Origin of the sequence: Sinorhizobium sp. M4_45 (assembly GCF_002885915.1) — a bacterium.
Classification (GTDB): domain Bacteria; phylum Pseudomonadota; class Alphaproteobacteria; order Rhizobiales; family Rhizobiaceae; genus Sinorhizobium; species Sinorhizobium meliloti_A.
This window is the reverse complement of sequence record NZ_NWVE01000001.1, coordinates 98,353-122,233: the sequence shown is the minus strand read 5'-3', so window position 1 is coordinate 122,233 and position 23,881 is coordinate 98,353. Positions and strand designations below refer to the sequence as shown.

General features: G+C 63.0%; 24 protein-coding genes. 6 read left to right on the top strand and 18 right to left on the bottom strand.

The features are described 5' to 3' along the window. Positions 1-277 precede the first annotated feature (277 nt). Entirely contained in the window at positions 278-580 is a 303-nt protein-coding gene (locus CN933_RS00570) for a recombinase family protein (protein ID WP_018095762.1), read from the top strand. Positions 581-586: 6 nt separating this feature from the next. Here the strand turns inward: CN933_RS00570 and CN933_RS00565 are convergent, their stop codons facing one another. From CN933_RS00565 to CN933_RS00540, 6 genes are all read right to left on the bottom strand, one after another. Beyond that, on the bottom strand, positions 587-1,705 hold the full coding sequence (locus CN933_RS00565) for a branched-chain amino acid ABC transporter substrate-binding protein (RefSeq protein WP_018095763.1): 1,119 nt from the start codon (positions 1,703-1,705) through the stop codon (positions 587-589). A gap of 112 nt (positions 1,706-1,817) precedes the next feature. Further along, entirely contained in the window at positions 1,818-2,162 is a 345-nt protein-coding gene (locus tag CN933_RS00560; protein ID WP_018095764.1) for a DUF6867 family protein, read from the bottom strand. 25 nt (positions 2,163-2,187) lie between these two features. Further along, the gene (locus CN933_RS00555) at positions 2,188-2,913 is read right to left on the bottom strand and encodes an ABC transporter ATP-binding protein (RefSeq protein ID WP_018095765.1); all 726 of its coding nucleotides are present in this window, start codon (positions 2,911-2,913) and stop codon (positions 2,188-2,190) included. Then, positions 2,910-3,797 (bottom strand): ABC transporter ATP-binding protein, encoded by an 888-nt coding sequence (locus CN933_RS00550; RefSeq protein ID WP_018095766.1) that lies wholly within the window; start codon positions 3,795-3,797, stop codon positions 2,910-2,912. Before CN933_RS00550 ends, CN933_RS00555 begins: the two co-directional genes overlap by 4 nt. After that, positions 3,797-5,182 (bottom strand): high-affinity branched-chain amino acid ABC transporter permease LivM, encoded by a 1,386-nt coding sequence (gene livM / locus CN933_RS00545; RefSeq protein ID WP_018095767.1) that lies wholly within the window; start codon positions 5,180-5,182, stop codon positions 3,797-3,799. Before livM ends, CN933_RS00550 begins: the two co-directional genes overlap by 1 nt. A 4-nt stretch (positions 5,183-5,186) precedes the next feature. After that, positions 5,187-6,089: a branched-chain amino acid ABC transporter permease gene (locus tag CN933_RS00540; protein WP_003525638.1), complete on the bottom strand. Its 903-nt coding sequence runs from the start codon at positions 6,087-6,089 to the stop codon at positions 5,187-5,189. Positions 6,090-6,482: 393 nt separating this feature from the next. Here CN933_RS00540 and cysQ point away from each other — a divergent pair, with 393 nt between their 5' ends. Then, a complete protein-coding gene (gene cysQ, locus CN933_RS00535) occupies positions 6,483-7,259 on the top strand; it encodes a 3'(2'),5'-bisphosphate nucleotidase CysQ (protein ID WP_018095768.1) in 777 nt (258 codons plus the stop codon). Positions 7,260-7,272: 13 nt separating this feature from the next. On the opposite strand, the gene CN933_RS00530 is transcribed toward cysQ, so the two are convergent. Both CN933_RS00530 and CN933_RS00525 read right to left on the bottom strand, forming a co-directional pair. Beyond that, positions 7,273-7,659 (bottom strand): response regulator, encoded by a 387-nt coding sequence (locus CN933_RS00530; RefSeq protein WP_018095769.1) that lies wholly within the window; start codon positions 7,657-7,659, stop codon positions 7,273-7,275. Between the two features lie 124 nt (positions 7,660-7,783). Further along, positions 7,784-8,536, bottom strand: a complete 753-nt coding sequence (locus CN933_RS00525) for a Crp/Fnr family transcriptional regulator (RefSeq protein ID WP_018095770.1) — start codon at positions 8,534-8,536, stop codon at positions 7,784-7,786. Between the two features lie 207 nt (positions 8,537-8,743). On the opposite strand from CN933_RS00525, the gene CN933_RS00520 reads away from it, so the two are divergent. Further along, entirely contained in the window at positions 8,744-9,619 is an 876-nt protein-coding gene (locus CN933_RS00520; RefSeq protein WP_018095771.1) for an SDR family NAD(P)-dependent oxidoreductase, read from the top strand. Next, entirely contained in the window at positions 9,616-11,172 is a 1,557-nt protein-coding gene (locus tag CN933_RS00515; RefSeq protein WP_018095772.1) for a VOC family protein, read from the top strand. Before CN933_RS00520 ends, CN933_RS00515 begins: the two co-directional genes overlap by 4 nt. 3 nt (positions 11,173-11,175) lie before the next feature. Here CN933_RS00515 and CN933_RS00510 read toward each other — a convergent pair whose 3' ends face one another. The 8 genes from CN933_RS00510 to speB all read right to left on the bottom strand — a co-directional run bounded on the left by CN933_RS00510 (position 11,176) and on the right by speB (position 18,917). Beyond that, positions 11,176-11,733: an NADPH-dependent FMN reductase gene (locus CN933_RS00510; RefSeq protein ID WP_026168677.1), complete on the bottom strand. Its 558-nt coding sequence runs from the start codon at positions 11,731-11,733 to the stop codon at positions 11,176-11,178. Between the two features lie 133 nt (positions 11,734-11,866). Next, positions 11,867-12,820, bottom strand: coding sequence for a ring-cleaving dioxygenase (locus tag CN933_RS00505; RefSeq protein WP_018095774.1), 954 nt, complete (start codon positions 12,818-12,820; stop codon positions 11,867-11,869). Positions 12,821-12,978: 158 nt separating this feature from the next. Beyond that, a complete protein-coding gene (locus CN933_RS00500; protein WP_018095775.1) occupies positions 12,979-13,758 on the bottom strand; it encodes a carbon-nitrogen hydrolase family protein in 780 nt (259 codons plus the stop codon). After that, a complete protein-coding gene (locus CN933_RS00495; protein WP_018095776.1) occupies positions 13,755-14,555 on the bottom strand; it encodes an ABC transporter permease in 801 nt (266 codons plus the stop codon). The genes CN933_RS00500 and CN933_RS00495 overlap by 4 nt, the downstream gene beginning before the upstream one ends. Continuing rightward, on the bottom strand, positions 14,552-15,406 hold the full coding sequence (locus CN933_RS00490; protein ID WP_018095777.1) for an ABC transporter permease: 855 nt from the start codon (positions 15,404-15,406) through the stop codon (positions 14,552-14,554). Before CN933_RS00490 ends, CN933_RS00495 begins: the two co-directional genes overlap by 4 nt. Then, a complete protein-coding gene (locus CN933_RS00485; protein WP_018095778.1) occupies positions 15,403-16,440 on the bottom strand; it encodes an ABC transporter ATP-binding protein in 1,038 nt (345 codons plus the stop codon). The genes CN933_RS00490 and CN933_RS00485 overlap by 4 nt, the downstream gene beginning before the upstream one ends. Before the next feature lie 169 nt (positions 16,441-16,609). Then, complete coding sequence (locus CN933_RS00480; RefSeq protein WP_102761189.1) at positions 16,610-17,689, bottom strand: ABC transporter substrate-binding protein; 1,080 nt, start codon at positions 17,687-17,689, stop codon at positions 16,610-16,612. A 169-nt stretch (positions 17,690-17,858) separates the two neighbouring features. Next, positions 17,859-18,917 carry an agmatinase gene (speB, locus tag CN933_RS00475; RefSeq protein ID WP_018095780.1) on the bottom strand — a complete coding sequence of 353 codons (1,059 nt, stop codon included), beginning with the start codon at positions 18,915-18,917 and terminating at the stop codon, positions 17,859-17,861. Between the two features lie 192 nt (positions 18,918-19,109). Here speB and CN933_RS00470 point away from each other — a divergent pair, with 192 nt between their 5' ends. Both CN933_RS00470 and CN933_RS00465 read left to right on the top strand, forming a co-directional pair. Continuing rightward, a complete protein-coding gene (locus tag CN933_RS00470) occupies positions 19,110-20,177 on the top strand; it encodes a LysR substrate-binding domain-containing protein (RefSeq protein WP_018095781.1) in 1,068 nt (355 codons plus the stop codon). 45 nt (positions 20,178-20,222) lie between these two features. Next, on the top strand, positions 20,223-21,401 hold the full coding sequence (locus tag CN933_RS00465) for an aminotransferase (protein ID WP_018095782.1): 1,179 nt from the start codon (positions 20,223-20,225) through the stop codon (positions 21,399-21,401). A 5-nt stretch (positions 21,402-21,406) separates the two neighbouring features. Here CN933_RS00465 and CN933_RS00460 read toward each other — a convergent pair whose 3' ends face one another. Both CN933_RS00460 and CN933_RS00455 read right to left on the bottom strand, forming a co-directional pair. Next, the gene (locus CN933_RS00460) at positions 21,407-22,297 is read right to left on the bottom strand and encodes a DMT family transporter (protein WP_033047352.1); all 891 of its coding nucleotides are present in this window, start codon (positions 22,295-22,297) and stop codon (positions 21,407-21,409) included. A 147-nt stretch (positions 22,298-22,444) separates the two neighbouring features. Further along, the gene (locus tag CN933_RS00455) at positions 22,445-23,878 is read right to left on the bottom strand and encodes an aldehyde dehydrogenase family protein (protein ID WP_018095784.1); all 1,434 of its coding nucleotides are present in this window, start codon (positions 23,876-23,878) and stop codon (positions 22,445-22,447) included. Positions 23,879-23,881 lie beyond the last annotated feature (3 nt).

Genomic DNA, 23,881 nt, shown 5'->3' with positions numbered 1-23,881 from the left:
TGCAATACGAGATGGTCAATTCAATGGCTTAGGTTGTCGGGAGAGGCCGGACGGAGCGGGATATGGCGATGCCAAGGCGGGAATCCCATAAGTCATCGCGCTACAACACAGTGCGCGATAGCGCGATGGCCGCGCCCCCCGCGGCAATCCGGACCCCCGCTGGCTGCGCATGGTCGATTTCCTGGCACGGCAGTTGGCAAGGGAATGCTATGCTCAAGAATACAGATGACGAAGCGACGGAGGAAGCGCACCACCTGATGCTTCGGAGCGAATCTCAGTGAAGATTGCCGTCTACGCCCGCTGTTCCTCGGACCTGCAGCGCGAGGCCTCGATCGCCGACCAGCTCCGCATGTGCCGGCTACGGCCGAGAAGGAGGCAGGTGGACCCTTCCATCTCCGGCTCCAGCATGATCCAGCGGCCCGGTCTCCAGGCGCTGGTCATGGATTCCGCGCGCTGCCGCTTCGATATGGTGCTTGCCGAGGCGCTGGATCGCGTCAGCCGCGACAAGAGTGCGCCCATGCCGGGCGCACAACGGCAGAAGGCCCGGCGTTTGCCGCCGGGCCTCCCAGATTGCCTGTAAGAAGAACTATTCGTTCTGGAAGTAGCTGAACTTTCCGTCGTCACCCTTCTTCCAGGTGTACATGACGTAGTCCGGGCGGGTGATGTCGCCCTTTTCGTCGAAGCCGAGCTCGCCGATTGCCGTCTTGAACGGGCCCTTGGCCTTGATGGCTTCGGCGACCGCCTGCGGATCGGTGTTGCCGGCGGCCTTGGCGCCTTCTGCGATCACCTGAAGGGCCGCATAGGCATAGAGCGTGTAGGCTTCAGGCTCGAAGCCGGCGGCGCGGAACTTCTCGACGAGGTCCTTGGCAGCCGGGCTCTTGCGCGGGTCCGGTGCGAAGGTCATCAGCGTGCCGTCGACCGCATCGCCGGCAATCGAGGCCAGTTCGTTCGAGACGATGCCGTCGCCCGACATCATCGTCGCGTTCAGGCCCTGGTCCTTCATCTGGCGCATGATCAGGCCGGCTTCCGTGTGCAGACCGCCGTAATAGACGATCGAGACACCAGCCTGTTTCATCTTGGCGATAAGTGCGGAGAAGTCCTTGTCGCCGGTGTTGATGCCTTCATAGAGCGCCTCGGTGACGCCGGCTTCGTTCATCGACTTCTTGGTTTCGTCGGCAAGGCCCTGACCATAGGGGGTCTTGTCGTGAATGACGGCGACTTTCGCGTCCTTGAAATTGGCCGCGATATAAGCGCCCGCAACGGCGCCCTGCTGGTCGTCACGGCCACAGGTGCGGAAGGTGTTCCACAGGCCGCGTTCGGTGTATTGCGGGTTGGTCGAGGCCGGCGTCACCTGCAGGATGCCGTTTTCCGCATAGATTTCCGATGCGGGAATCGAGACACCCGAGTTGAAGTGACCAACGACGAATTTCACGCCATCGGCCACGAATTTCTGGGCGACGGAAACACCCTGCTTGGGATCCGAAACGTCGTCGCCGAGTACGACCTTGATCTGTTCCCCATTGATGCCGCCTGCAGCATTGATGTCCTCGGCCGCCTGCTCTGCACCTTTCTGGATCTGCGCGCCGAAGGCGGCGTTCGGACCAGTCAACGGAGCACCGACACCGACCAGGATGTCAGCCCACGCGGTGCCGCTGAAGGCGACCATTGCTGTCAGCGCAACGGCCGACAGAAGAGACTTTTTCATCTTGTTACTCCCAAATATTCGAGCGGGTCTCGTTTCATAAGCCTGCGCAATGCCCACCATCATTGCGCCGGTGTTCTTTCGCACCGGCCGCGGACCGGCACGCGCCGTTCCCTTATTTTGCCTTCCAGGAGAAAGGCGAAGTTTTTTCATAAAGCCAATAGTACATGCTGGCCATTTGCTTGGTCCGATAGTAACGGAAACCAGCGGCAGCAAACAATAAAAGGACGACCGTGTCCACTACATAGAATTGCAGCGTGAACATCGTTCCGTTGAAAAGCGCATGGTGGATGAACCGGATGCCCCAGCCCAACAGTGCGACATAAATCACGAGCCGCGGAACGTCACCCCAGCTTTCCGCGACGCTCTTGCCGGTCCGCCACGCGGTCCAGCCTCCGAGAACGCAGGTGATGAAAACAAACTGCCAGATCGAGGCTTCTTCGTAGAGAATTCCGTGCATCTCACTCAACTCCACACCCGGCGGATCAATGGCGGCCGCCTTCGAGATAGGCCGCGCGAACCTCCGGATTGGCGAGGAGGTCCTTGCCTGACCCGCTCATCGTCACACGGCCGTTGACCATTACATAGCCTCGATCGGAAAGCTTGAGCGCTCCGAAGGCGTTCTGTTCGACGAGGAACACGGTGAGGCCCTCGTTCTTGTTGAGCACCTTGATCGCTTCGAAGATACCTTTGACGATCAAGGGCGCAAGCCCGAGCGACGGCTCGTCGAGCAGCAGGAGCTTCGGACGGGCCATCAGCGCACGGCCGATCGACAACATCTGCTGCTCGCCTCCCGAAAGCGTCCCCCCACGCTGCGCCTGCCGCTCCTTGAGCCGCGGGAAAAGCGCGAAGACCTTCTCCACGTCTTCCTTGAAGTGCTTCAGATTGTCGAGGCTCGCGCCCATCTGGAGGTTTTCGAGCACCGTCATGCGTGGGAAAATCCGGCGCCCTTCCGGCGACTGGGCAATCCTCAGACGCGCGATCTCATGCGTGGGCAGACGCGTGATGTCCTGGCCGTCGAAGTGGACCGAGCCGGTGCGCGCCTGCGGGCTGCCGCAGATCGTCATCATGAGCGTCGATTTCCCGGCGCCGTTGGCGCCGATCAGCGCGACGATCTCGCCGCGATGGACCTCCATGTCCACGCCGCTCAGCGCGCGGATATTGCCGTAATAGGTCTCGACGCCTCTCACATGCAGCAGGGGCGCAGTCATTGTCCGGGCCCCCCACGCTCGCCTTCGATTTCCTCGATTTCTCCGATCACCTCTTCAACCTCTTCGTCCTCGACACCCAGATAGGCCGCAATGACCTTTGGATCGTTCTTCACGAAGTCCGGGGTGCCGTCGGAAATCTTCTGACCGTATTCGAGCACGACGACGTGATCCGATATTTCCATCACAACGGACATATCGTGCTCGATCAACAGGATGGAGGTGCCGGTATCGCGGCGGATCTCTTGGAGCAGTTCATTGAGGGCGAGCGATTCGCGCGGATTGAGACCCGCCGCGGGCTCGTCCAGGCAGAGAAGCTCCGGCCCGGTACACATTGCGCGGGCGATCTCGAGCCGCCGCTGGGCACCATAGGGCAGGTCGCCGGCCGGATCGTCGGCTCGCTCGGTCAGCGATGCCTTTTCGAGCCAGTGCCTGGCGAGCTCGATCGACTCCCTGGATGCCTCGCGATAGGCCGGGAAGCCGAACAGGCCGAGAATGGTATAGCCGGATGCCCGCATCAGTTTGTTGTGCTGGGCAACGAGCAGGTTTTCGAGCACCGTCAGACCCGAGAACATGCGGATGTTCTGGAAGGTCCGAGCCACCTTGGCCTTCTTGGTGATCTCAAAATCCGGCAGCCGTTCCAGAAGGAATTCGGCGCCCGACTTCTGCCGCATGGTGATCATGCCCATCGTCGGTTTGTAGAAGCCGGTGATGCAGTTGAACACCGTCGTCTTGCCCGCTCCGTTCGGACCGATCAACGCCGTGATCTCGCCGCGCTCCGCCTCGAAGGAGAAGTCGTTGATGGCCATGAGACCGCCGAAGCGCATCGACAGGCGTTCAACCTTGAGGATGGGGTCTTTTGTCATGGTGTCGGTCCCAAAGGCCATCAGCCGTGCCCCTCTTTGGTGAAGCTGCCGGAGATTGCCCTGCGTTCGCGCAGGAACGCGGTCGGCTCGCGTGATCCGACGAAGCCGCGCGGCTTCCAGACCATGACGGTGACCATGGCGAGGCCGAAGATCAGCATGCGATAGAGTTCCGGCGTGAAGGTCGGTCCGAAGATCATCTTGAGGAAGGTCAGTTCACGCAGGATTTCCGTGCCGCCGATCATGACGACGGCGGCAATGGCGATACCCGTCAGCGAGCCCATGCCGCCGAGAACCACGATGGCGAGGATAACGGCCGATTCCAGGAAGACGAAGGATTCCGGCGAGACGAAGCCCTGACGCACCGCGAAGAACGAACCGGCAAAGCCGCCGAACATCGCGCCCGTCGCAAACGCCGTCAGCTTGGTGGTGACGGTGTTGATGCCGAGGGAACGGCAGGCGATCTCGTCTTCACGCAATGCCTCCCAGGCGCGGCCGATCGGCATCCGGCGCAGCCGGATCGTGACGAACGCCGTCAGCAGGGCGAGACCGAGGATCAGATAGAACAGGAAGATCTTGTAATAGGCCGAAGACATCGGCAGGCCCATCATTGCCGCGAAGCCGTCCTTCGTGGCATCGAACTTGATACCGAAGAGCGTCGCCTTGGCGATGCCGGAAACGCCGAACGTGCCTTTGGTGACTTCCGTCCAATTGATCAGCACGAGGCGGATGATCTCACCGAAGGCGAGCGTCACGATCGCGAGGTAATCACCCCTGAGGCGCAGCACCGGAAAGCCGAGAACGACGCCCCAGCAGGCGGCGAGAAGGCCGGCAATCGGCAGCAGCACCCAGAAGGACAGGCCGAAATAGCTGGAGAGCAGCGCGTAGGAATAGGCACCGACGGCATAGAAGGCCACATAGCCGAGATCGAGCAGCCCGGCGAGACCGACGACGATGTTGAGGCCCCAGGCAAGCATCACGTAGATGAGGATCTGAATGCCGAAATTGTCGACCCATTTCAGCGACCCCTGGACGCCCACGAGCGCGACGATCACCGGTGGGTAGAACAGCAGCAGGATGACCGCAATCTTCGACCAGTTGCGGCTGAAGAAGGTCTCCTCCTTCACCACATCGGGCGCGGCCGCCTTTGCCGCCTTGCGCTGCGCCAGCCGCGGCTGGACATAGGCGACCATGAGGAAGCGGCCGACCATGGCGATGGCTACGAAGGTCGCGAGCAGGCCAAATCGCTGCGTGAGGATGAGCTCGTTGCGGATGTTCTGGTCGGTTTTCAGGCCGACGAAGAGCACGAACATTCCGAGCGTGATGAGGCCCGCAAAGACAGCCTCGCGGAGCGCCCGCGCCGTCAGCTCGCTGCCGGCGCTTGCGGTTGTGGATGCGACATTTGCCATGGAACTATACCTTCTCGACTTCCGGTCGTCCGAGAATACCCGACGGCTTGAAGATCAGGACGATCGCGAGAATCGAGAAGGTCGCGACATCCTTGTAGTCGATGGTGAAGTAGGCGGACCACAGCGACTCGATGAGGCCTATCAGCAAGCCGCCGAGCACGGCGCCGGGCAGCGAGCCGATCCCACCGAGAACGGCAGCGGTAAACGCCTTGACTCCCGGGGCGAAACCGTCGGTGAACACGACCACGCCGTAATACATCAGATACATGGTCCCGGCGACAGCGGCGAGTGCGGCGCCCATGATGAAGGTCACCGAGATCGTGCGGTCGACATCGACACCGAGCAACGCCGCCATCTTGCGGTCCTGCTCGGTCGCCCGCTGGGCCCGGCCGAGCGGGGTTCGGTTGACGATGTACCAGAAGACCGAGAGCAGGATTGCCGTGATGACGACGATGATGATCTGCTTCAGAGAAACCGAGATGCCGAACAGATCATAGACCGAGGAGACCAGAGGCGGGATAGGCTTGTTCCGCGGGCCCTGCGTCACCTGGATGAAATTCGACAGCACGATCGACATGCCGATCGCCGTGATCAGCGGCGCCAGACGGAAGGAACCGCGAAGCGGGCGATAGGCCACGCGCTCGATGGTCCAGTTCCAAAGCGCAGCCGTCAGCATACCGACGACCATCATGATCAAAAGCGCCAGTACAACCGGCACGCCGGCAATGAATGTCGTGAGAAGCAAGAAGACGATCAATGCGGCAAAGCCGCCAAGCATGAAGATATCGCCGTGGGCGAAGTTGATCATGCCGATGATGCCGTAGACCATGGTATAACCGATCGCGATCATACCATAAATAGACCCAAGCGTCAGCCCGTTGACGAGCTGCTGGACAAAATACTCCATCAATCTTCCCCTGGACCGGATCCTGTCGGTCCGATCTCTTGTTTTTTAATACTCATTTTCGAGCATGTGCTAGGCCCGATTTCATACCGCTTTCAATTGAAAATGAAAGCTAAAAAATGCGCCACCACCAAATTGTTCCGCGATAAAATCGATTTGACACTTTTGGAGCCAGAAAAATGAAAATTTCAGCAGCATTCGCTTGCGAAATAGCCTCCTTCGGCAGCAAAGGGCAGATAGCGGCAACGAAGCGGGGCGCATTGCAGTGGGCGGAAGCCCCACCCCGCCGCGGCAAGTGACCCGCGCAGCAATTCAAGTGCTACAGTGGCCGTTGCCCGTCTGATAAGAGGCGAAGCGCTCCAAAGCGAATCGCCTCGACCGCAAGAACAGGAAGCAATGCTGGACATACTGGAGACATCGGCGCTCGCCGCCGGACAAGCAATTCTGGAAATTCACCGGGCCGGGCCGGCCGTCACCTACAAGGCTGACGCCTCGCCCGTGACCGATGCGGACCACCGCGCCGAGCAGATCATCCTTGCCGATCTGGCGGCCGCCTTCCCGGATATACCGGTCGTCGCGGAGGAGGAGGTCGCCGCAGGCCACGTTGCCGATATCGCCGGAACGCGTTTCTTCCTCGTCGACCCGCTGGACGGCACGAAGGAATTCGTCGAGCGCAACAGCCATTTCACCGTCAATATCGGCCTCATAGAAAGCGGCGCACCCGTCGCCGGCGTCGTCTATGCACCGGCTCTCGGCCTCATCTATTCGGCGGCCGCGGGCATGGCGAAGAAGGCGGCGGTCGAGGATGGCCAGGTCACGGGCGAATGGACCACCATCGGCTGCCGCCGCTGCGGCGACCGGCCGATGGCGCTGACCAGCCGCTGGCACAACAGCCCCGAAACGATCTCCTTCCTCACCGATCAGGGCATCAGCGACCATGAGGCCGTCGGCTCGTCGCTGAAGTTCTGCCTGCTGGCGGAAGGCATTGCCGACATCTATCCGCGCTTCAGCCGGACGATGGAGTGGGACACCGCGGCAGGCGACGCGATCCTGAGGGCGGCCGGTGGCCAGACGCTTACAATGGCGGGCAATCCGCTCGGCTACGGCAAACGCAACCAACCGGATGACGTCGACTTCGCCAATCCCTGGTTCATCTCGCGCGGCAGGGCGTGAGCCGCAACGGCAGTCACATGTCTCTCGAAGAGGCGGCCGTGGCGATGAGGCTGCTGAGCGTTCCTTCGCTGAAGGGTTTGTCGATCCTCGGAACATCGCGAAGATGGCTCGGCAGCGCCAACAGTTCCCCGTAGCCACTGGTGAAGCCGAAGCTGATGCCCCGCGCCATCAGCGCATCGGCAACGGCAAAGCTCGTGTCGTCCCCCAGATTGATGTCGAGAATTGCGAAATCGAACGTATGATCGGCGATGAGTTCCATCGCCTTTGCCTTGGTGGTGGCGACGTGAACGCTCGTCACCCCGAGAGCGACGAGCATCTCTTCCATGTCCAGAGCGATAAGGAAATTATCCTCGAGGACGAGGACCGACTTGATGGCCGGCGGAACCTGACTGACTGGCATTATATCTGCACCCTCGGCCTCTCGATTTTCCGAGACCATAAAGAAGCGGCTAATAGAACACCCGGGAGGCCGGGCGCATTTAAAAAAGACATGTTGTACGTAATTTGACGCATGACGATTCGCATCAAATCAGCGGCCGCTTCGGCTCGCTGAATCCGTCCCAGCCCGCAAGCGCAAGCAAGCCGTCGATATCGTGGACGTCGCAGCCCTTCTCGGCCCAGCGCAGGAGGCCCCTGGCCGCCAGCTTCTTCAGCGTCTTGTTGGTGTGGACGATCGAGAGGCCGAGCGTGTCGGCAACGTGTTGCTGCGTGACGGGAATAACGGTCCAGCCGCCGCGGAAGAGCTCCAGCGTGACGGCCCTCTGGTAAAGAAAGGCGATGAGGTAGGCTGCACGCTCCAGAGCGGAACGGCGGCCGATGCTCAGCAGATTCTCGTCTAGCATCCGCTCCTCACGCGCTGCGATCCAGGTCAGATCGTAGGCGAGGTCGGGATGCTGCCTGTAGAGTTCGCCGAGCCTGTCGCGCTGGAAGACGCAGAGCACGACCGGCGAAAGCGCCTCGATCGAATGCTGCATCTCGCCCATGAGAGTGCCTTGCAGCCCGACGATATCGCCCGGCATCACGTAGTTCAGGATCTGCCGCCGGCCGTCATCGAGCATCTTGTAGCGAAAACCCCATCCGGAAAGCACGGTGAACAGATGCTCGCTTTGCTCCCCCTCCGCGAGTATCGTCGCGCTCGCATCGAAGACGAGCTCACCGATCTTGAAGTGGGAGACGAATGCAAGTTCTTCCGCCTTGAAGGGGCGGAACAGCGGAAGCGGGCGCAAGGGACACTCTTTGCAGGGCGTGCCTTTGTTGAATTTGCCTTCGGTTATCATGAAGTATCTCGAGGCCCGGCGGACCGGAGCGGATGGGGCAGACTTGACACACTAGCATGGCGCAAAAGAACGACAAGACCGAAGACGAAAGCTGGTGATCGCGGCAACGCAGCACGCATTTTTCCCGTCGCGCACCACGCAGTCTCATGGACTTGCCGGCGCGCAGACCCTATGTCTGGCTGATCCGTTCCAAGCAGAATCGAAACCATGCTGTCCTACTCCGCCATAGCCAAGAACAACGTCGCCGTCGTGACCGGCGCCGCCTCCGGTATCGGCCTTGCCGCGGCGCGGCGCTTCGCCAGCCTTGGAATGAAGGTTGTGCTCGCCGATCTCGGCGGCGAGAGATTGCACGCTGCGGCGGCCGAGGTAGCGAAGGCGGCTCCGGGCGGCTCCGGCGATGTCGCCGCGGTCGAAACCGACGTGTCGCGGGCGGACGACCTCGTGGCTCTGGCGCGTGTCACGCAAGAGCGCTTTGGACACGTGCATGTGCTGATGAACAATGCCGGCATCCAGCCTGGCAGCTCTGTTTTCGGGCCACTGGAGAACTGGGAGGCCGTGATCGGCGTAAATCTCTGGGGCGTCATCAACGGCTCGCGCATCTTTGCCCCGGCGATGATTGCCCACGGGCAGCCGGCGCTCATCATCAACACGGGTTCGAAACAGGGCATCACCACGCCGCCCGGCGATCCCGCCTACAACCTGTCGAAAGCGGGCGTGAAGGTCTTCACCGAGGCCCTGCAGCACGAACTGCGCAATACCGAGGACTGCAAGGTCAATGCGCATCTGCTGATCCCCGGTTTCGTCTACACGTCTCTCACCGCGCAAGGGCGCACGGAAAAGCCGGCGGGCGCCTGGACGCCGGAACAGACGGTGGACTTCATGATGGAGAGCCTTGCCCGCGGCGACTTCTATATCCTTTGCCCCGACAACGAGGTCGCGCGTTCAACGGATGAAAAGCGCATCCTTTGGGCAGCGGGAGACATCGTCGAAAACCGACCGCCGCTTTCACGCTGGCACCCGGATTACGGCGAAGCCTTCCAGTCGTTTCTCGCCGGGACGACGGCAGGGAGGACAAGACCGTGACGAGCGGCATTCACCACATCACCCTGATCGCCCGCAAGGTACAGGCCAACGTCGATTTCTATGTCGGCTTCCTGGGGCTGCACCTCGTCAAGCGGACCGGCGGCTACGAAGATCCCAATCAGTTGCATCTCTTCTACGGCGACGCCGCGGGCTCGCCGGGCTCTCTCGTGAGTTTCCTGGTCTGGGAAGACGGCTCTCCGGGCCGGGTCGGTCACGGCCAGCCGAGCGAGATCGCCTTCGCCATTCCGCCTGACAGCATCGGCTACTGGATGACGCGAGCGCTGAAGTTCAACATCCAGGCGACCGGCCCGTCGCAGGAGTTCGGCGAACCGGTCCTGCGTCTGAAGGACCTGGACGGCGTGATCGTCAAGCTGGTGGGAACGAACGCGCTTGCGGAGCCAGCGCCCTGGGCGGGAGACGACATCCCCGAAACGGACTCCATCCGCCGCTTACGCGGCGCGACGGTGCTCACGGAAAAACCGAAAGACACGGCGCACTTCCTTCAAAACCACTTCGGCTACACCGAGACGGGAGCGACGGAGAGCATCCGTCGCCTCACCTCCTCGTCCGGGGACGTGATCGATGTCCGCGATGCCGGCGGCTTCTGGAGTGCCGCCCCTGGTACCGGCACGATCGACCACATCGCCTTCCGCGCCCCCGATGAGGCGACCGTGCTTGCGGTCAGAGCCGATCTCGAGCAGGAGCACGCCGGCGCCACCAATGCGCATGACCGGAAATATTTCTTCTCGCTCTATGTGCGCGAGCCCGGCGGTGCGCTCTGCGAGCTCGCTACGGACGGGCCCGGCTTTGCCGTCGACGAAGCTCCGGATGCTCTCGGCACGACGCTGTTCCTGCCCCCGCATCTGGCGAGCGATCCCACGGCAACGCTGGTCAGGCTGCCGCAATTCGCGCTGCCCGGCGAACCCAGGGTGCCGCAGCGCGAGCTTCCTTTCATCCATCGGTTCCACCGTCCGGAGAAGGCGAACGATCGTACCTTCGTGCTGCTGCACGGCAGCGGCGGCAACGAAATCGATATGCTGCCCTTCGGCCGTCAGCTCGATCCGCATGCGACTCTCCTGGGCGTGCGCGGCCGCAGCACCGAGGAAGGCTTCCCGCGCTGGTTCCGGCGCTTTTCGATGACGAAATTCGACCAGCAGGACATTCGCTCGGAAGCGGAAGCGTTTGCCGCCTTCGTCGAGGGCGCGCGCGAGAGCTACGGCCTCGACCCGGAGAAGACCGTGTTCATCGGCTACTCGAACGGCGCCAACCTGCTCGCCGCGGTGCTGCATCTCCACCCGGGCATTGTCAGGAACGCGGTGCTGATGCGCGCGATGGCGGCGCTCGAAAGCGCGCCGGAACCGGACCTTGCGGGCACCAAAGTGCTAATGCTCACCGGCAAGGACGATCCCTACGGCAAGCACGCGCCGGAACTGAAGACGGCGCTCAGGGCCAGCGGAGCCGATTTCGAGGAAGTCGACCTCGATACCGGCCACGGAATAGGCGTCGAAGACATCGCCGTTATCCGGCCCTGGCTCGCGCAATCCGGCCTCTGAGCGTCATGCCTTGCCGGCGACGTGATCGGCGAAGGCCTGTACGAAGCCGCGCAGCCTCTCCAGGGTCTGATCGTCCTTCAGCTGTCCGTCGCCGTCGAACAACGTATCGGCTTTCGGCACCATCAGCCGCTTGCCCGACCACATTTCGGCGCCGAGCGTCCGCATCACCGACAGCCAGGCGTTTTGGCTGAGAATGGTCCCGAAGCTTCCCGGAGATGCGCCGGCGAGCGCGAACGGCCGGCCGCCGAAGACCTTCTTTATGTCGGCTGGCGGGCGACTCAGCCAGTCGATCGCATTCTTGAAAACACCCGGGACCGAATTGTTGTATTCCGGCGTGAAGAAAATGACGCCGTCCGCCGCGACGATCTTCTGCTTCAGCGCCTCCGCAGCGGCCGGAACGCCGCTTTCGGCCTCCACGTCTCCGTCATACAGCGGAATGCCATGCAAGGTCGCGGTCTCGAATTCCACCCCGTCCGGCGCCACCGCTTGTGCGGCCTTGAGCAATGCAGTGTTGAAGGAGGCCTTCCGCAGACTGCCCGATATGCCGAGAAGCTTGGTCATGAACGACAAATTCCTTTCGCTGGCGATGCCGCGCAAATCCCGCGTCAGTCAAAAAACTAGCGGGCTCGCGGCAAAAGGAAAGCCGGAATCGCTTCCGGCTCTTCATGTCGCGGCCCGGCGAGAACGGCAGCCGTTACTCCAGAGGCTTCAGTCTCGCCTCGATCTGAGCCCTCTTCGGCTCGAGGAACGGCGGCAGCGATAGGCTTTCGCCAAGGGTTTCCATCGGTTCGTCGACCGCAAAGCCGGGCCCGTCGGTGGCGATCTCGAAAAGGATGCCGTTCGGCTCGCGGAAGTAGAGCGAACGGAAGTAGAAGCGCTCGACCTCGCCGCTCGACGGCAGGCGGAACTCGCCGAGGCGCTCCGTCCACCGATGCAGCGTTTCGACATCCGGCGCCCGGAAAGCGACGTGGTGGACGGCGCCCGCCCCCTGGCGAGCGGTCGGCAGATCGGGCTGGACCGCTACATGCAGTTCGGCCGCCGGCCCGCCCTCGCCCATCGAGAAGACATGCACCTCTCCGACACCATCGGGCGACGGATAGCTCCGCAGTTCGGCCATGTTCATGACACGCGTCAGCACGAGCGCGGTGTTGCTGATGTCCGGCACGCTGATGGTGATCGGCCCAAGGCCCTTAATCTGGTGCTCGGCCGGAACCGCGCTCCTTTCCCAAGGGTGGGACGGCGCCATTCCACCGTCGTCGACGAGCCGGAAGCGCTGGCCCTCGCCGTCCTCGAAATCGAGGGAGATACGGCCGTCGATTTCGGCGACCTCGCCGGAAGCGACCTCCAACTCATCGAAACGGCGCTTCCACCACCGCACGGTTTCTGCGCTGCCGACTCGAAGCCCGGTCCGCGAAATGCTGTGCGTGCCGCGTCCTTCGGTTCCGACCGGCCAGTCGAAGAAGGTCAGATCCGTGCCGGGGGTCGCCTGCCCGTCGGCATAGAAGAGATGATAGGCCGTCGTGTCGTCCTGGTTGACGGTCTTCTTGACCAGGCGGAGGCCCAGCGTCCCCGTGTAGAAGCGCAGGTTCTCCGGCGCATTGGCGGTTATCGCGGTCAGATGGTGAATACCAGTCAGTTGCAAGCTCATGATTGCCTCCTATTCGCTATGCTGCAGCGCCTTTTGCGTCAGTTGCGCGGCGCTGCAGGGCGGGCATTTCGGTTGAGCACAATATCGATCCGACCGAGCGTTTCCAAAAGGGGGACGACGCGAACGGATTGTTCTCCGATTAAGAACGATCTGGCAGATCAGCCGCGTTTCAAGTCCATGAGATAAGTATTCTCCGCCCGGGAAATGGCAAATGCCTGCGGGTCGATTTCGGCGAAGATCAGGGTTTCATCCGCGGAACCGGCCTTTGCCAGTGCCTGGCCATCCGGGGACGCTATGAGCGAGAGTCCCGCAAACGAAAACATGTCGTCCGAACCGCAGTGATTGACATAGGCGACGAAGAGCTGGTTCTCGAAGGCCCGCGTCCGGATCATATGGTCGGTGATGAAAGTGCCGGACCATCCGGCCGGGAGGGCCGTCGGCACCAACACCGCATCGGCACCCGCAAGCGCCAGGCGACGGACGTTTTCGGGGAACTCGACATCGTAGCAGATCAGCATGCCGCAAGTGACGCCGCGATGTTTGAACAGGCGTGTCGAGGGTTCCGCCGGCGTGAAGAGCGAACGCTCGTAATCGCCATAGAGATGCGACTTCCGATAGACAATCGGGGTGGCATTCGCGTCGACATGGACGGCGCTGTTGTAAATGGCGTCCGCGTCCTGCTCTGCGAATCCGGCAACGATGGCGACGCCGGTTTGCAGCGAGATGCGCCCCAATTCTCGAACGATCGGCCCATCCGCCGGCTCAGCGAGCCTGCGGATGGCTTCTCCCGCGCCGTAGCCGGTGATTGCGAGCTCCGGGGCGACGAGCAGGCTCGCCCCCTTCCCGCAAGCCGCGATCGCCGCCCGCTCGATGCGGGCGAGATTGGCGGCAACGTCGCCGCCAATGCTCTTCATCTGCAGGGCAGCGAACTTCATCATTTTCCGTCCGACGACATGGCGCCGAGCAGCTTCGGCAGGTCTCCGAAGCGGGCGACGAGGCTGAAGATGACCGCGGCCGTCGTGACGAAGAGGATCGTCACGGAGGCCATGGTGGGCGTATAGCCGTAGCGAAGCGCGTTGAAGATCTTGATCGGCAGCGTCTCCATCGTGAAGCCGACGGTCATGTAGGCGACGATATACTCATTGAGCGACAGCACGAAGGCGAAGGCATAGCCGGAAACGATATAGGGCAGGATCAACGGCAGAACGACGGTGCGGAAGACCGTGCGGTCGTCCGCGCCCATCGTCGAGGCCGCCTCGACCAGCGAGCGGTCGATCGAGGTGAAGCCGAGAGACAGCGTGACGAGCGGCAGTGTCACGAAGAAGATCGCGTGGCTGACGACGGCGGTCCAGGGCTGGCCGTAAAAGCCGGCCGTCGCCCAGAAGGTGAGCAGGCCGAGCGCGGTGATGACCGGCGGCAGCGTGAAGGGCGCGACCCCCAGAAGCTGGAAGATGTTCGCCCATGGCGCGACGCGCCGCCAGAGAAACCAGGCAAGCGGCAGCGCGATCGCGACCGCAAGTGCGGCGGAAAGGAGCGCCAGCGTCACCGAGGCAAAAAGCGCGCTGCGCCATTCGGGGTTCAGGAAGATTTCCCCGTACCAGGATGTGGAGAAACCCTGCGGGGGAAAGGCGAGCGTCTGCTTGGCGTTGACCGAGACGCCGGCGACGACGATCAGCGGCAAAGCGAGAAAGAGCCCGATCAGGGAGAAGTAGACCTTGCGGAAAATGGTGCTCATGCCGCCTCTCCCTTCCGTCCCGCGATGACCGTTAGAGCCACCAGCCCAAGCGTCACCAGGACGAGAAACACCGCCATCGCCGCGGCGAAGGGCATGTTGGACTGATAGATCGCCTGATCGGTGATGAGCACCGACAACGTCCAGTGCTGCGGCCGGCCGAGGAGTTGCGGCAGGAGATAGGAGCCGAGCGCGAAGATGAAGACCATGATCAGCGTCGCGGTGATCGTGTTTCTCAGCGCCGGAACGACGACGGTGAAGAAGGCCCTGAGCGGCGAGGCACCGAGTGTGCGGGCGGCTTCCGTCAGTGTCGGGTCGAGGCGCACGAGCGCGGGGAAGAGCACGAGCACGGTATAGGGAAAGGCCTGATAGACCATGCCGGTCAGCACAGCGGCAAAACTCGGCGTGAGCGCCTTCGCCTCACCCATGAGCCCGAGCGCCACGAGGATGTTGGTAATGCCGGCCGTGCGCGAGAAAAGGGTGGACCATGCAAAACCGATGATGACTTCGGAGAGAGAAAGCACGGAGAGCAGAGCGACGAGCCACACGACCTGCACCCGGCGCGCCATACGCGTGAGTAGATAGGTGAAGGGCAGCGCCAAGACCACGCAGCACGCGGCGACCGCGATCGCCAGCATCAGGGAAAAGCCGAGCACGCCGCCGAAGAAGGCCGAGAGGAAGCGGGCATAATTGTCGTAGACGAAGGCCGGCGTATAGAAGCCGCCCTGCTGGCGCTGAAAGAAACTGACTGCGATCATCGTGCCGAAGGGCACCACGAAGAAGATCGTCAGCATCCCCGCGGGGAAGAGGATCGGCAGGTAATCACCGAAGGTTCGGGGCGGTTCGCGTCTCATCTGGCGAGCACCACACAGACATCGGGCGGGAGAGCGACGCCGACCTGTTGGCCGACCGTCACCTGCGGCCGGGCGCGCGGCGTCGAGACCGCCACGATCTGCCGGCCGGCGACATCGACGAATGTCTCGATCGTGCCCCCGAGGTCGCGCACGAAGGTCACCGTGCCGGAAAGCGCTCCGGTACCCGGCGCGGTCAGGTGCACGTCTTCCGGGCGGATCGAAAGCATCGCCTTCACCGCGCCCGGCGGCAATTGCAGGCCCGGCACGGGCTGACCGAGCACCGTCACGCGGCCCGAAGTGTCCGCCTCCGCTTCGATCAGATTGGTCTGCCCGATAAAATCGGCGACGAAGCTGTCGGCCGGCCGGCGGTAGATCTCGATCGGCGAAGCAGCCTGCCGGATCTCGCCGCCGTTCATGACCACGACCGTATCGGCCATGGTCATCGCCTCGCGCTGGTCGTGGGTGACGACGATGGTGGTGATGCCGAGCTTCTGCTGCAACTGTCTGAGCTCGACCTGCATCGCCTCGCGCAGCTTGGCGTCGAGCGCCGACAGGGGCTCGTCGAGCAGGAAGAGCTTCGGCGAAATCGCCAGCGCCCGGGCTATCGCCACGCGCTGGCGCTGGCCGCCGGAGAGCTTCGAGACCGGCCGGTCGGCATAGCCCGACAGGTGGATCATCGAAAGCAGCTCGTCGACCCGTTTCCTCTGGTCTTCCTTGGGCGCGCCGCGGATGCGCAGCGGATAGGCGATATTCTCGCCGACGGTCAGGTGGGGAAACAGCGCCAGCGACTGGAACACCATGCCGAGATTGCGTTTATGCGTCGGAACCCGGGTGATGTCCTCGCCGTCGAGCCCTATGGAGCCCGAGGTCGGCAGGTCCAGACCTGCGATCATGCGCAAAAGCGTGGTCTTGCCGCAGCCCGACGGCCCGAGCATGCAGACGAATGTGCCGTGCGGCACCATCAAGTCGACATCGTTGACGGCCCTGAACGACCCGAATTCCTTGACGACGTTTTGAAGGGCAAGTCCCGACATATGTTCCCCGTTTCGCGCCTCATGCGCGGATGTCACCGGCCACGTCAGACGCTGCCGCGGTGACACTTCCAAAATTCCAAATCAGCTTATCCCCAAACCGCTTCCGGTTTAAGGTCGCGCAATACGCTGCGCCGCCCCGGGATACCGAGGCGGCGGCTCATGGCCGGCCTCAGCCGACGATCAGTTCCGTCCACTTCTGGTTCAGCCAATCCGACTTCGTCTGGTAGAGATCGTAGCGCGGAACGATCGGCTCGATGTCCGAGGAGACGGCAGCGAATTCCTTATCCGTCAGATCGGTCGACTCGCGTTTGACCGTCGGCGAGGTGCCGACCTTGCGCGAGAGCGTCGCCTGAACCGCAGGCTGGCACATGTAGTCGATGAAGATGTGGGCTTCTTCGACCTTCTGCGACGCGCGCGAAAGCGCCCAGCAGCCGGAATCCTGGATGCCGCCCTCCTTGGGGAAGGTGGAACGCACCGGATGACCATCCGCCGCGGCAAGCCCCGTCACGTCGTGATAATATTGCCCCATCGGGATTTCGCCCGACTTCAGCGCCTGTTCGAACTGCGCTTCGTCGCGGTACCAGAGACGGACGTTCGGCTTCACTTCGGCGAGCTTCTCGAACGCTTTGAGAATCCCCTCTTCCGTGTCGAGCGCATTGGTGCCGCCCATGAAGGTCTTGGCTGTCACTTCGAGCAGGAAGGAATTGGAGACCAGCGCCAGGAGGCCGAGCTTGTCGGCATTCGCCGGATCCCAGAACGCCTGCCACGAGGTCGGCGCCTCCTTGTAGACGTCGGTGTTGGTCACCAGCGTGATGTACCAGGAAACGGCGCCGATGCCGGCGATGCGGCCGTCCGGATATTTGTTGACGAAGCGGTCGAGCAGGTTCGAGCCGTTCTTGATCTTGGCCATGTCGATCGGCGTCCAGAGGTCGGTCGCCTGCCCTTTGAGCATCGCCACCTGAGACATCATGGAAACGTCGGCGGGCGCCTGACCGGCGCGGGCGGCCTGTTCGAGCTGGACGAGCCATGCCTCGCCGGTGGGCTCGGCGACGGATTCGATCGCGATGCCGGTCGCCTTGGTGAATTCGGGGAAGATGTTCTTGCCGAATGAGTCCTTGAAGTAGCCGCCATAGACGCCGACCTTCAGCGACTTGTCCTGCGCCCTCAGCACCGCCGGCATTGCCAGCATCGACGCGCCGGCAAGCCCCGCACCGAGCAGCGTGCGGCGCTTGATGGAATTGATGATCATCGCATGTCTCCTTTGTTTTTGGCGGATTGCGCCGCGTTCCCTTGTTCTAGTTGATTCCCTGCGCCCTTTGTCCCCGCTTCGCTTCAGCAAGGAAAATGATCTGGCAATAGATTATCGTGATCCGCTCGTGCCCGCCATGCGCATCGGTTTCGGATCGTTCATCCGCGCATCAGCCCTTGCCGGCAACGGCCGGACTGAAGACCATCAGGCTCAGGATCTCGAAGAGCACCTGGGCGCCGGCATGGGCCGTATTGGTGGTGGTGTCGTATTGCGGCGCCACCTCGACGACGTCGCCGCCGACGAGATTGACGCCCTTCAGCCCGCGGATCAACTCCAGCACCTCACGCGTCGTCAGGCCTCCGACTTCCGGCGTACCGGTGCCCGGCGCGAAGCTCGGGTCGAGGCTGTCGATGTCGAAGGAAAGATAGGTCGGACCGTCGCCGACGATCTTCTTCGCCTTTTCGATGATCGCCGGAATACCCAGTCCGGTGACCTCCTCCGCATGAACGACCGTCATGCCGGACTCGTAGGAGAACTCCCACAGATACTCTGCCGAGCCGCGGATGCCGATCTGGATGACGCGGGTCGGGTCGAGCACGCCGTCGAGGACGGCGTTGCGGAACGGGCCGCCATGGTGGAACTTGGTCAGGTCAAAGGCGCCGCCAGTGTCGCAATGCGCGTCGATATGGATCATGCCGACAGGCTGCTTCTTGCCCACGGCCTTGAGGATCGGATGGGTGATCGAATGGTCGCCGCCGACGGAGAGCGGCACGACGCCCGCACCGACGATCTGGTTGATCCGCTTCTCGATGTCCTCGTGGCTGATTTCGAGCCGATAGCGGCTGCGGAAGGGAACATCGCCGATATCGGCGACCCTGAGATCGTGCACCGGTGCGCAGCCGAGCACGTGATTATAGGGCCCGATCCGCTCGATCGCGCGCAGCGCCCGTGGCCCGAAGCGCGATCCCGGGCGATTGGTGACGCCGAGATCCATGGGAACGCCGATCATCGCCACCTGAAGATTGCCGAAATCGGGCTCATCGGCATCGACCGGCATGTGAGGTGCGGTCAGGAATGTCGGAATGCCGGAATAGGGCGCCAGCCGCGTGCCGCTCTTCGTGAAAATCTTATCCGCGACCTTGCGGAAGGTCGGATCGAAGAGCTCGCCGCCATGGCTCTCGCCATATTTCGCCTTCAATGCGTTGAGCTTCTGTTCATCCCAAGCCATGCGCCGGACCTCCGTATCGTTCAGCCGGGGCTGGCACATGATGCACCGCAAGTCACGACTTGCGGTGTGCCGATCTGAAGCGGCGCAATCAGGTTCCCCGGCTTTTGCCTTTGTTGCGCATATTAGGAGACAATTCTTCTGGAAAAGCAATTGACATTGTTATAGCGTTTGATGTGAGAAAAATTCACATAGATGCCGCCTCTCCGGAGCTTCTTCTTGTCGAGCCGCCTGCCTCCGCTGAATCCGCTGCGCGCCTTCGAGGCCACCGCCCGGCGCGGCTCCGTTTCCGCTGCGGCGCGTGAGCTCAACGTCACCCACGGCGCGGTAAGCCATCAGATCCGCGCGCTCGAACTCTCCTTCAACGCGCCCCTTTTCGAGCGGGGCGGCAAGCGGCTGAAGCTGACGCCGCAGGGCGCGCTGCTCCTGCCTGCGGTGACGCATGCCTTCGCCGAGATCGCCGCGGCAACGGCGGCGATGACGCGGCCCGCGACGAGCGGGGAACTCACCGTCACCTGCGTCCCGGCACTGCTCTCCTTCTGGATGATTCCGCGGCTGCACCTCTTTACCGAGCAGTTCCCCGATGTCCAATTGCGGCTGATCGCCTCCAATGACGAGGCGAACCTCGATTCCCCGGACGTCGACGTCTGCCTGCTCTATGGCGACGGCAACTGGCAGGACTGCTGGTCGAGGCTCTGGAGCCGGCTCGAGCTTTTCCCGGTCGTCAGCCCGACGCTCCTCAACATGCGGCCGCTGCGCTCCATCCGGGACATCCGCGACCACGTGATGCTGCATGGCGACGACGGCCGCGAGTGGAACACCTGGCTCGCCGCAGCCGACGCGATCGATTTCCAGCGCGGTCGCCAGCATTTCATGAGCGATGCGCGGCTTTCGACCGAGGCGGCCCTGCACAATCAGGGCGTTGCGCTCGGCGATACGATCACCGCCGGCAGCCTGATCGCCCGTGGCGAGCTGATCGCCCCTTTCGACCTGACGGTTCCGGCCAACGACGCCTTTTTCGTCGCCTGCCGTAATGAAGTTCGCGCCGCGCCGATCGTCCGCGTTTTCATCGACTGGCTGTTTGCCGCTCTCGAAAGCGATCCGATGCCGGAGCTGCAGATGTCCGCCCGCACGATCATCCGCAGCCGCATGCCGAAGCCGGAAGATGCCGGCCGCAAGACAACACCGAAGAGCCTTCAACCCCGCTCCCCGCCGCGCAACCGGCGTCCGGAACGCCCGCAGAGGCGCAAAATCAAATCATGATGCGGGGCTGAGAATCCCGTCCGCTTCAACAACAGGAAATCCGCCATGCCGCATTTCAATCCCCTCGTCGAAAAGCTCTCGCCGCCGCCGATACCCTCGGTGCTCGCATGGGCGAAGGCTTATGACGGGGCAAAAGGCCCGCTGATCGACCTCTCCCAAGCCGTGCCCGGCTATCCCGCTCATCCCGACATGCTGAAATGGCTGGGCGAAGCCGCGGCGTCGGCGGCCTACACGGGCTACGGAGCGATCGAGGGTGAAGCGGAACTGCGCCAGGCCTATGCCGAGCACGTGGCGTCGCTCTATGGCGCGGCGGTCGCCGCCGGCAACGTCCACATCACTTCCGGCTGCAACCAGGCCTTCATCTGTGCCGCGATGGCCGTTGCCGGGGCCGGCGATACGGTGTTGATGAGCAATCCCTATTACTTCAACCAGGAGACGACGCTGGCGATGCTGGGGATCGATGTCGAGCTTGCGCCGCTCGATGCGGGCGCCGGGTTCCTGCCCGAGGTCGAGACCATCGCCTCTGCCTTGCGGCCGGGCATCCGGGCACTTGCGCTCGTTTCGCCCAACAATCCCACGGGAGCGGTCTACCCGCCCGAACTGCTGCAACGCATCTACGAGCTCTGCCGCGCGAACGGAACCTGGCTCATTCTGGACGAAACCTATCGCGACTTCCTGCCGGATGCGGCCGCCGCGCCGCACGGCCTGCTTCGAACCCCGGGCTGGGAGGACGGTTTCATCGGTCTTTACAGTTTCTCGAAGTCCTTCTGCATTCCGGGCCATCGTCTCGGCGCGATCACCGCCGGACCGCAGGTGGTCGAGCAGGTCGCCAAGATCATGGACAATCTCCAGATCTGCGCCCCGCGTTCCCCCCAGGCGGCCGTCGCAAGGGCGATACCGGCGCTTGCCGACTGGCGGCTCGCCAACCGCGCCGAAATCGCCGCCCGCGCCGAGGCGCTGAGGACGATCATGACCCGGCTGCCGCAATGGAACCTGCAGGCAGTGGGCGCCTATTTTGCCTATATCCGCCACCCCTTCCCCGATATCGAGTCGCAATTCGTCGCCGAGAAGCTGGCGAAGCTCGCCGGCGTCCTCTGCTTGCCCGGCGATTATTTCGGCGAGGGTCAGGAGAACTACCTGCGCTTCGCCTTCGCCAATGCGGACGTGGCGACGATCCTCAAGCTCGAAGAGCGCCTCGCGCGATTCGAGCTGCCGGGTATCTGAGTGGCTCAGCCGCGGCGGGCGATCAGGATGCCGATCAGCACGATCGCGCCGCCGATCGCCTGCATGGCGCCCACCGGCTCGCTCAGCAGAACCCAGGCGAGCAGCGCAGCCACGACCGGCTGCAGGAGCAGCGTCAGCGAAGAAAAGGCCGGCGGCAGAAAAGCGAGCGCATAGGTGATCGCCACCTGCCCGCCGGCGTGGCTCACGAAGGCAAGTCCGAAGAGCATGGCCCAGCCGAAGGCGCTCGTCGGGAAAAGCGACTGCTCGGCCAACAGGGCCATCGGCAGCATGCAAACGGCTGCCGATGCGGTGCTCCAGATCATGATCCGGTTTGTGCTGAAGCGGCTTCGCAGACGCCCGATTGCGAGAATGTAGCCGGCATAGAACGCGGCCGCGACGATAGCGATCCCATCGCCGGCGAGATCGCCGCCGCCGAGTGCCGCCGGACCGCCTTTCAGGACGACCACGCCGACGATCGCCGTGGCGAGGCCGCCCAGGAAGATGCCGCTGACCGCCGAGCGGAACAGAGCCCATCCGGCAAGCGTCACGAAGACCGGCGCCAGATTGGCAAGCAGCGTCGCATTGGCGACCGAGGTCATGGTGAGCGCAAGGTGCCAGGCTGCGAGATCGATGGCGAGAAATACGCCCGGCAGGACAAGTTGAGCGTAATCGGACAGGCGCTGCGGGGGCTTGTCCGCGACTGCGCCGCCGCGCAGCCGTGACCAGGCCAGCAGCGGGATCAGCGCCAGCGCGACACGCCAGAAGGCAGTGGCCATCGGCCCCACTTCCGAGAGCCGCACGAAGATCGGCGATCCGCCGATGGCGGCACCGCCGATGATGAGCGCGGCCATGGCAAGTCTGTTACGGGGAGCGGCGGAACTGGCGGCTTGGGTCACGGCGATGTCCGATGGCTGGGAAGCGCGCGCAGAACCGGCGCGCGGCAAGCCAGCTATCAGAATCCCGCCGCAAGCGACAGCCGAATTCGCCCGATAGGCGAAAAACGACCACACGCGAAAACGTGCGGCCGTGGGAGAGACGACCCGTCAGGCTGCGTCCGGCAGGTGAACCGTTTTCACCTCCAGGAAGTCCTCGAGCCCGAACATCCCGCCTTCCCGGCCGTTGCCGGACTGCTTGTAGCCGCCGAAGGGGCTTCCGTAGCGGTGCGGACCGCCGTTGATGTGCACCATGCCGGCGCGGAGACGCGATGCCACCCGCTCCGCCCTTTCGCGGTCGCGCGTCTGGACATAGGCCGCGAGGCCGTAATTCGTGTCGTTGGCGATCGCGATCGCCTCCTCTTCCGTATCGAAGGGAATGATCGAAAGCACCGGTCCGAACACTTCCTCGCGCGCGATCCGCATGGAATTGTCGACATCGGCGAAGATCGTCGGCCGGACGAAATATCCGGCCTCGAAGCCTTCCGGCTTGCCGGGGCCGCCGGCCAGGAGCGTCGCGCCCTCGGCAACGCCCGCTTCGATCAGCGCCTGCACCCGCTCGAACTGAATATGGCTGACGAGCGGGCCGATATGGGAGCCATCCTTCGTCGGATCGCCGACCCTCGCCTCCATGCCGACGCGCCTGGCGATTTCCACGACCTCGTCATAGGCGCTGCGCTCGACGAGCATACGTGTCGGGGCATCACAGGACTGGCCGGAATTGTTGAAGCATTCGAGAATGCTGGCGGTCACCCGCTCCTCTATATCGGCATCGGCAAAGACGATGTTCGGCGACTTTCCGCCGAGTTCGAGCGTGACGCGCTTGACCGTATCGGCGGCGTCCTTGCTGACGGCGATACCCGCCCGCGTCGAACCGGTGAAGGACATCATGTCGATGTCCTTGTGCTTCGACAGCGCCGCCCCGGCATGAATGCCGTCACCATTGACGAGGTTGAAGACGCCGGCCGGAAAGCCCGCCTCTTCGACCATCTCGGCGTAGAGCATGGCGTTCAGCGGCGTGAATTCGCTGGGTTTCAGGACGCAGGTGCAGCCGGTCGCAAGCGCCGGGACGACCTTGAGCGCGATCTGGTTGACCGGCCAGTTCCACGGCGTGATGAGACCGCAGACGCCGATCGGCTCACGCAGGAGCGTGTCGCCGTTCGGCAGCTTTTCCTTGAGTTTCAGGCGCTTCAGGGCATCGATGAAGCCCTGAAGATGACCGACGCCCACATCCGCCTGCTGCTCGCGGCTCATCGTTCTCGGCGCACCGAGTTCGGCCGTGATGGTGTCGGCCATTTCATCGTAACGCCGCTTGTAGATCGCGAGCAGCCTTTCGAGCAGCGCCAGCCGTTCCTCGACGCTCGTCCGGCTATAGCTTGCGAATGCCTTCTTGGCGGCTGCAACCGCCCGGTCGACGTCGGCAGCGGTGCCGAGCGAGATAACCGCTATCGGCTTCTCGGTCGCCGGATTGAGCACCAGAAGATCGTTCTGCGTGGCCGGCTCAACCCATTTGCCGTCGATGTAGAATTTCCGTTTGTCGAGCATTCG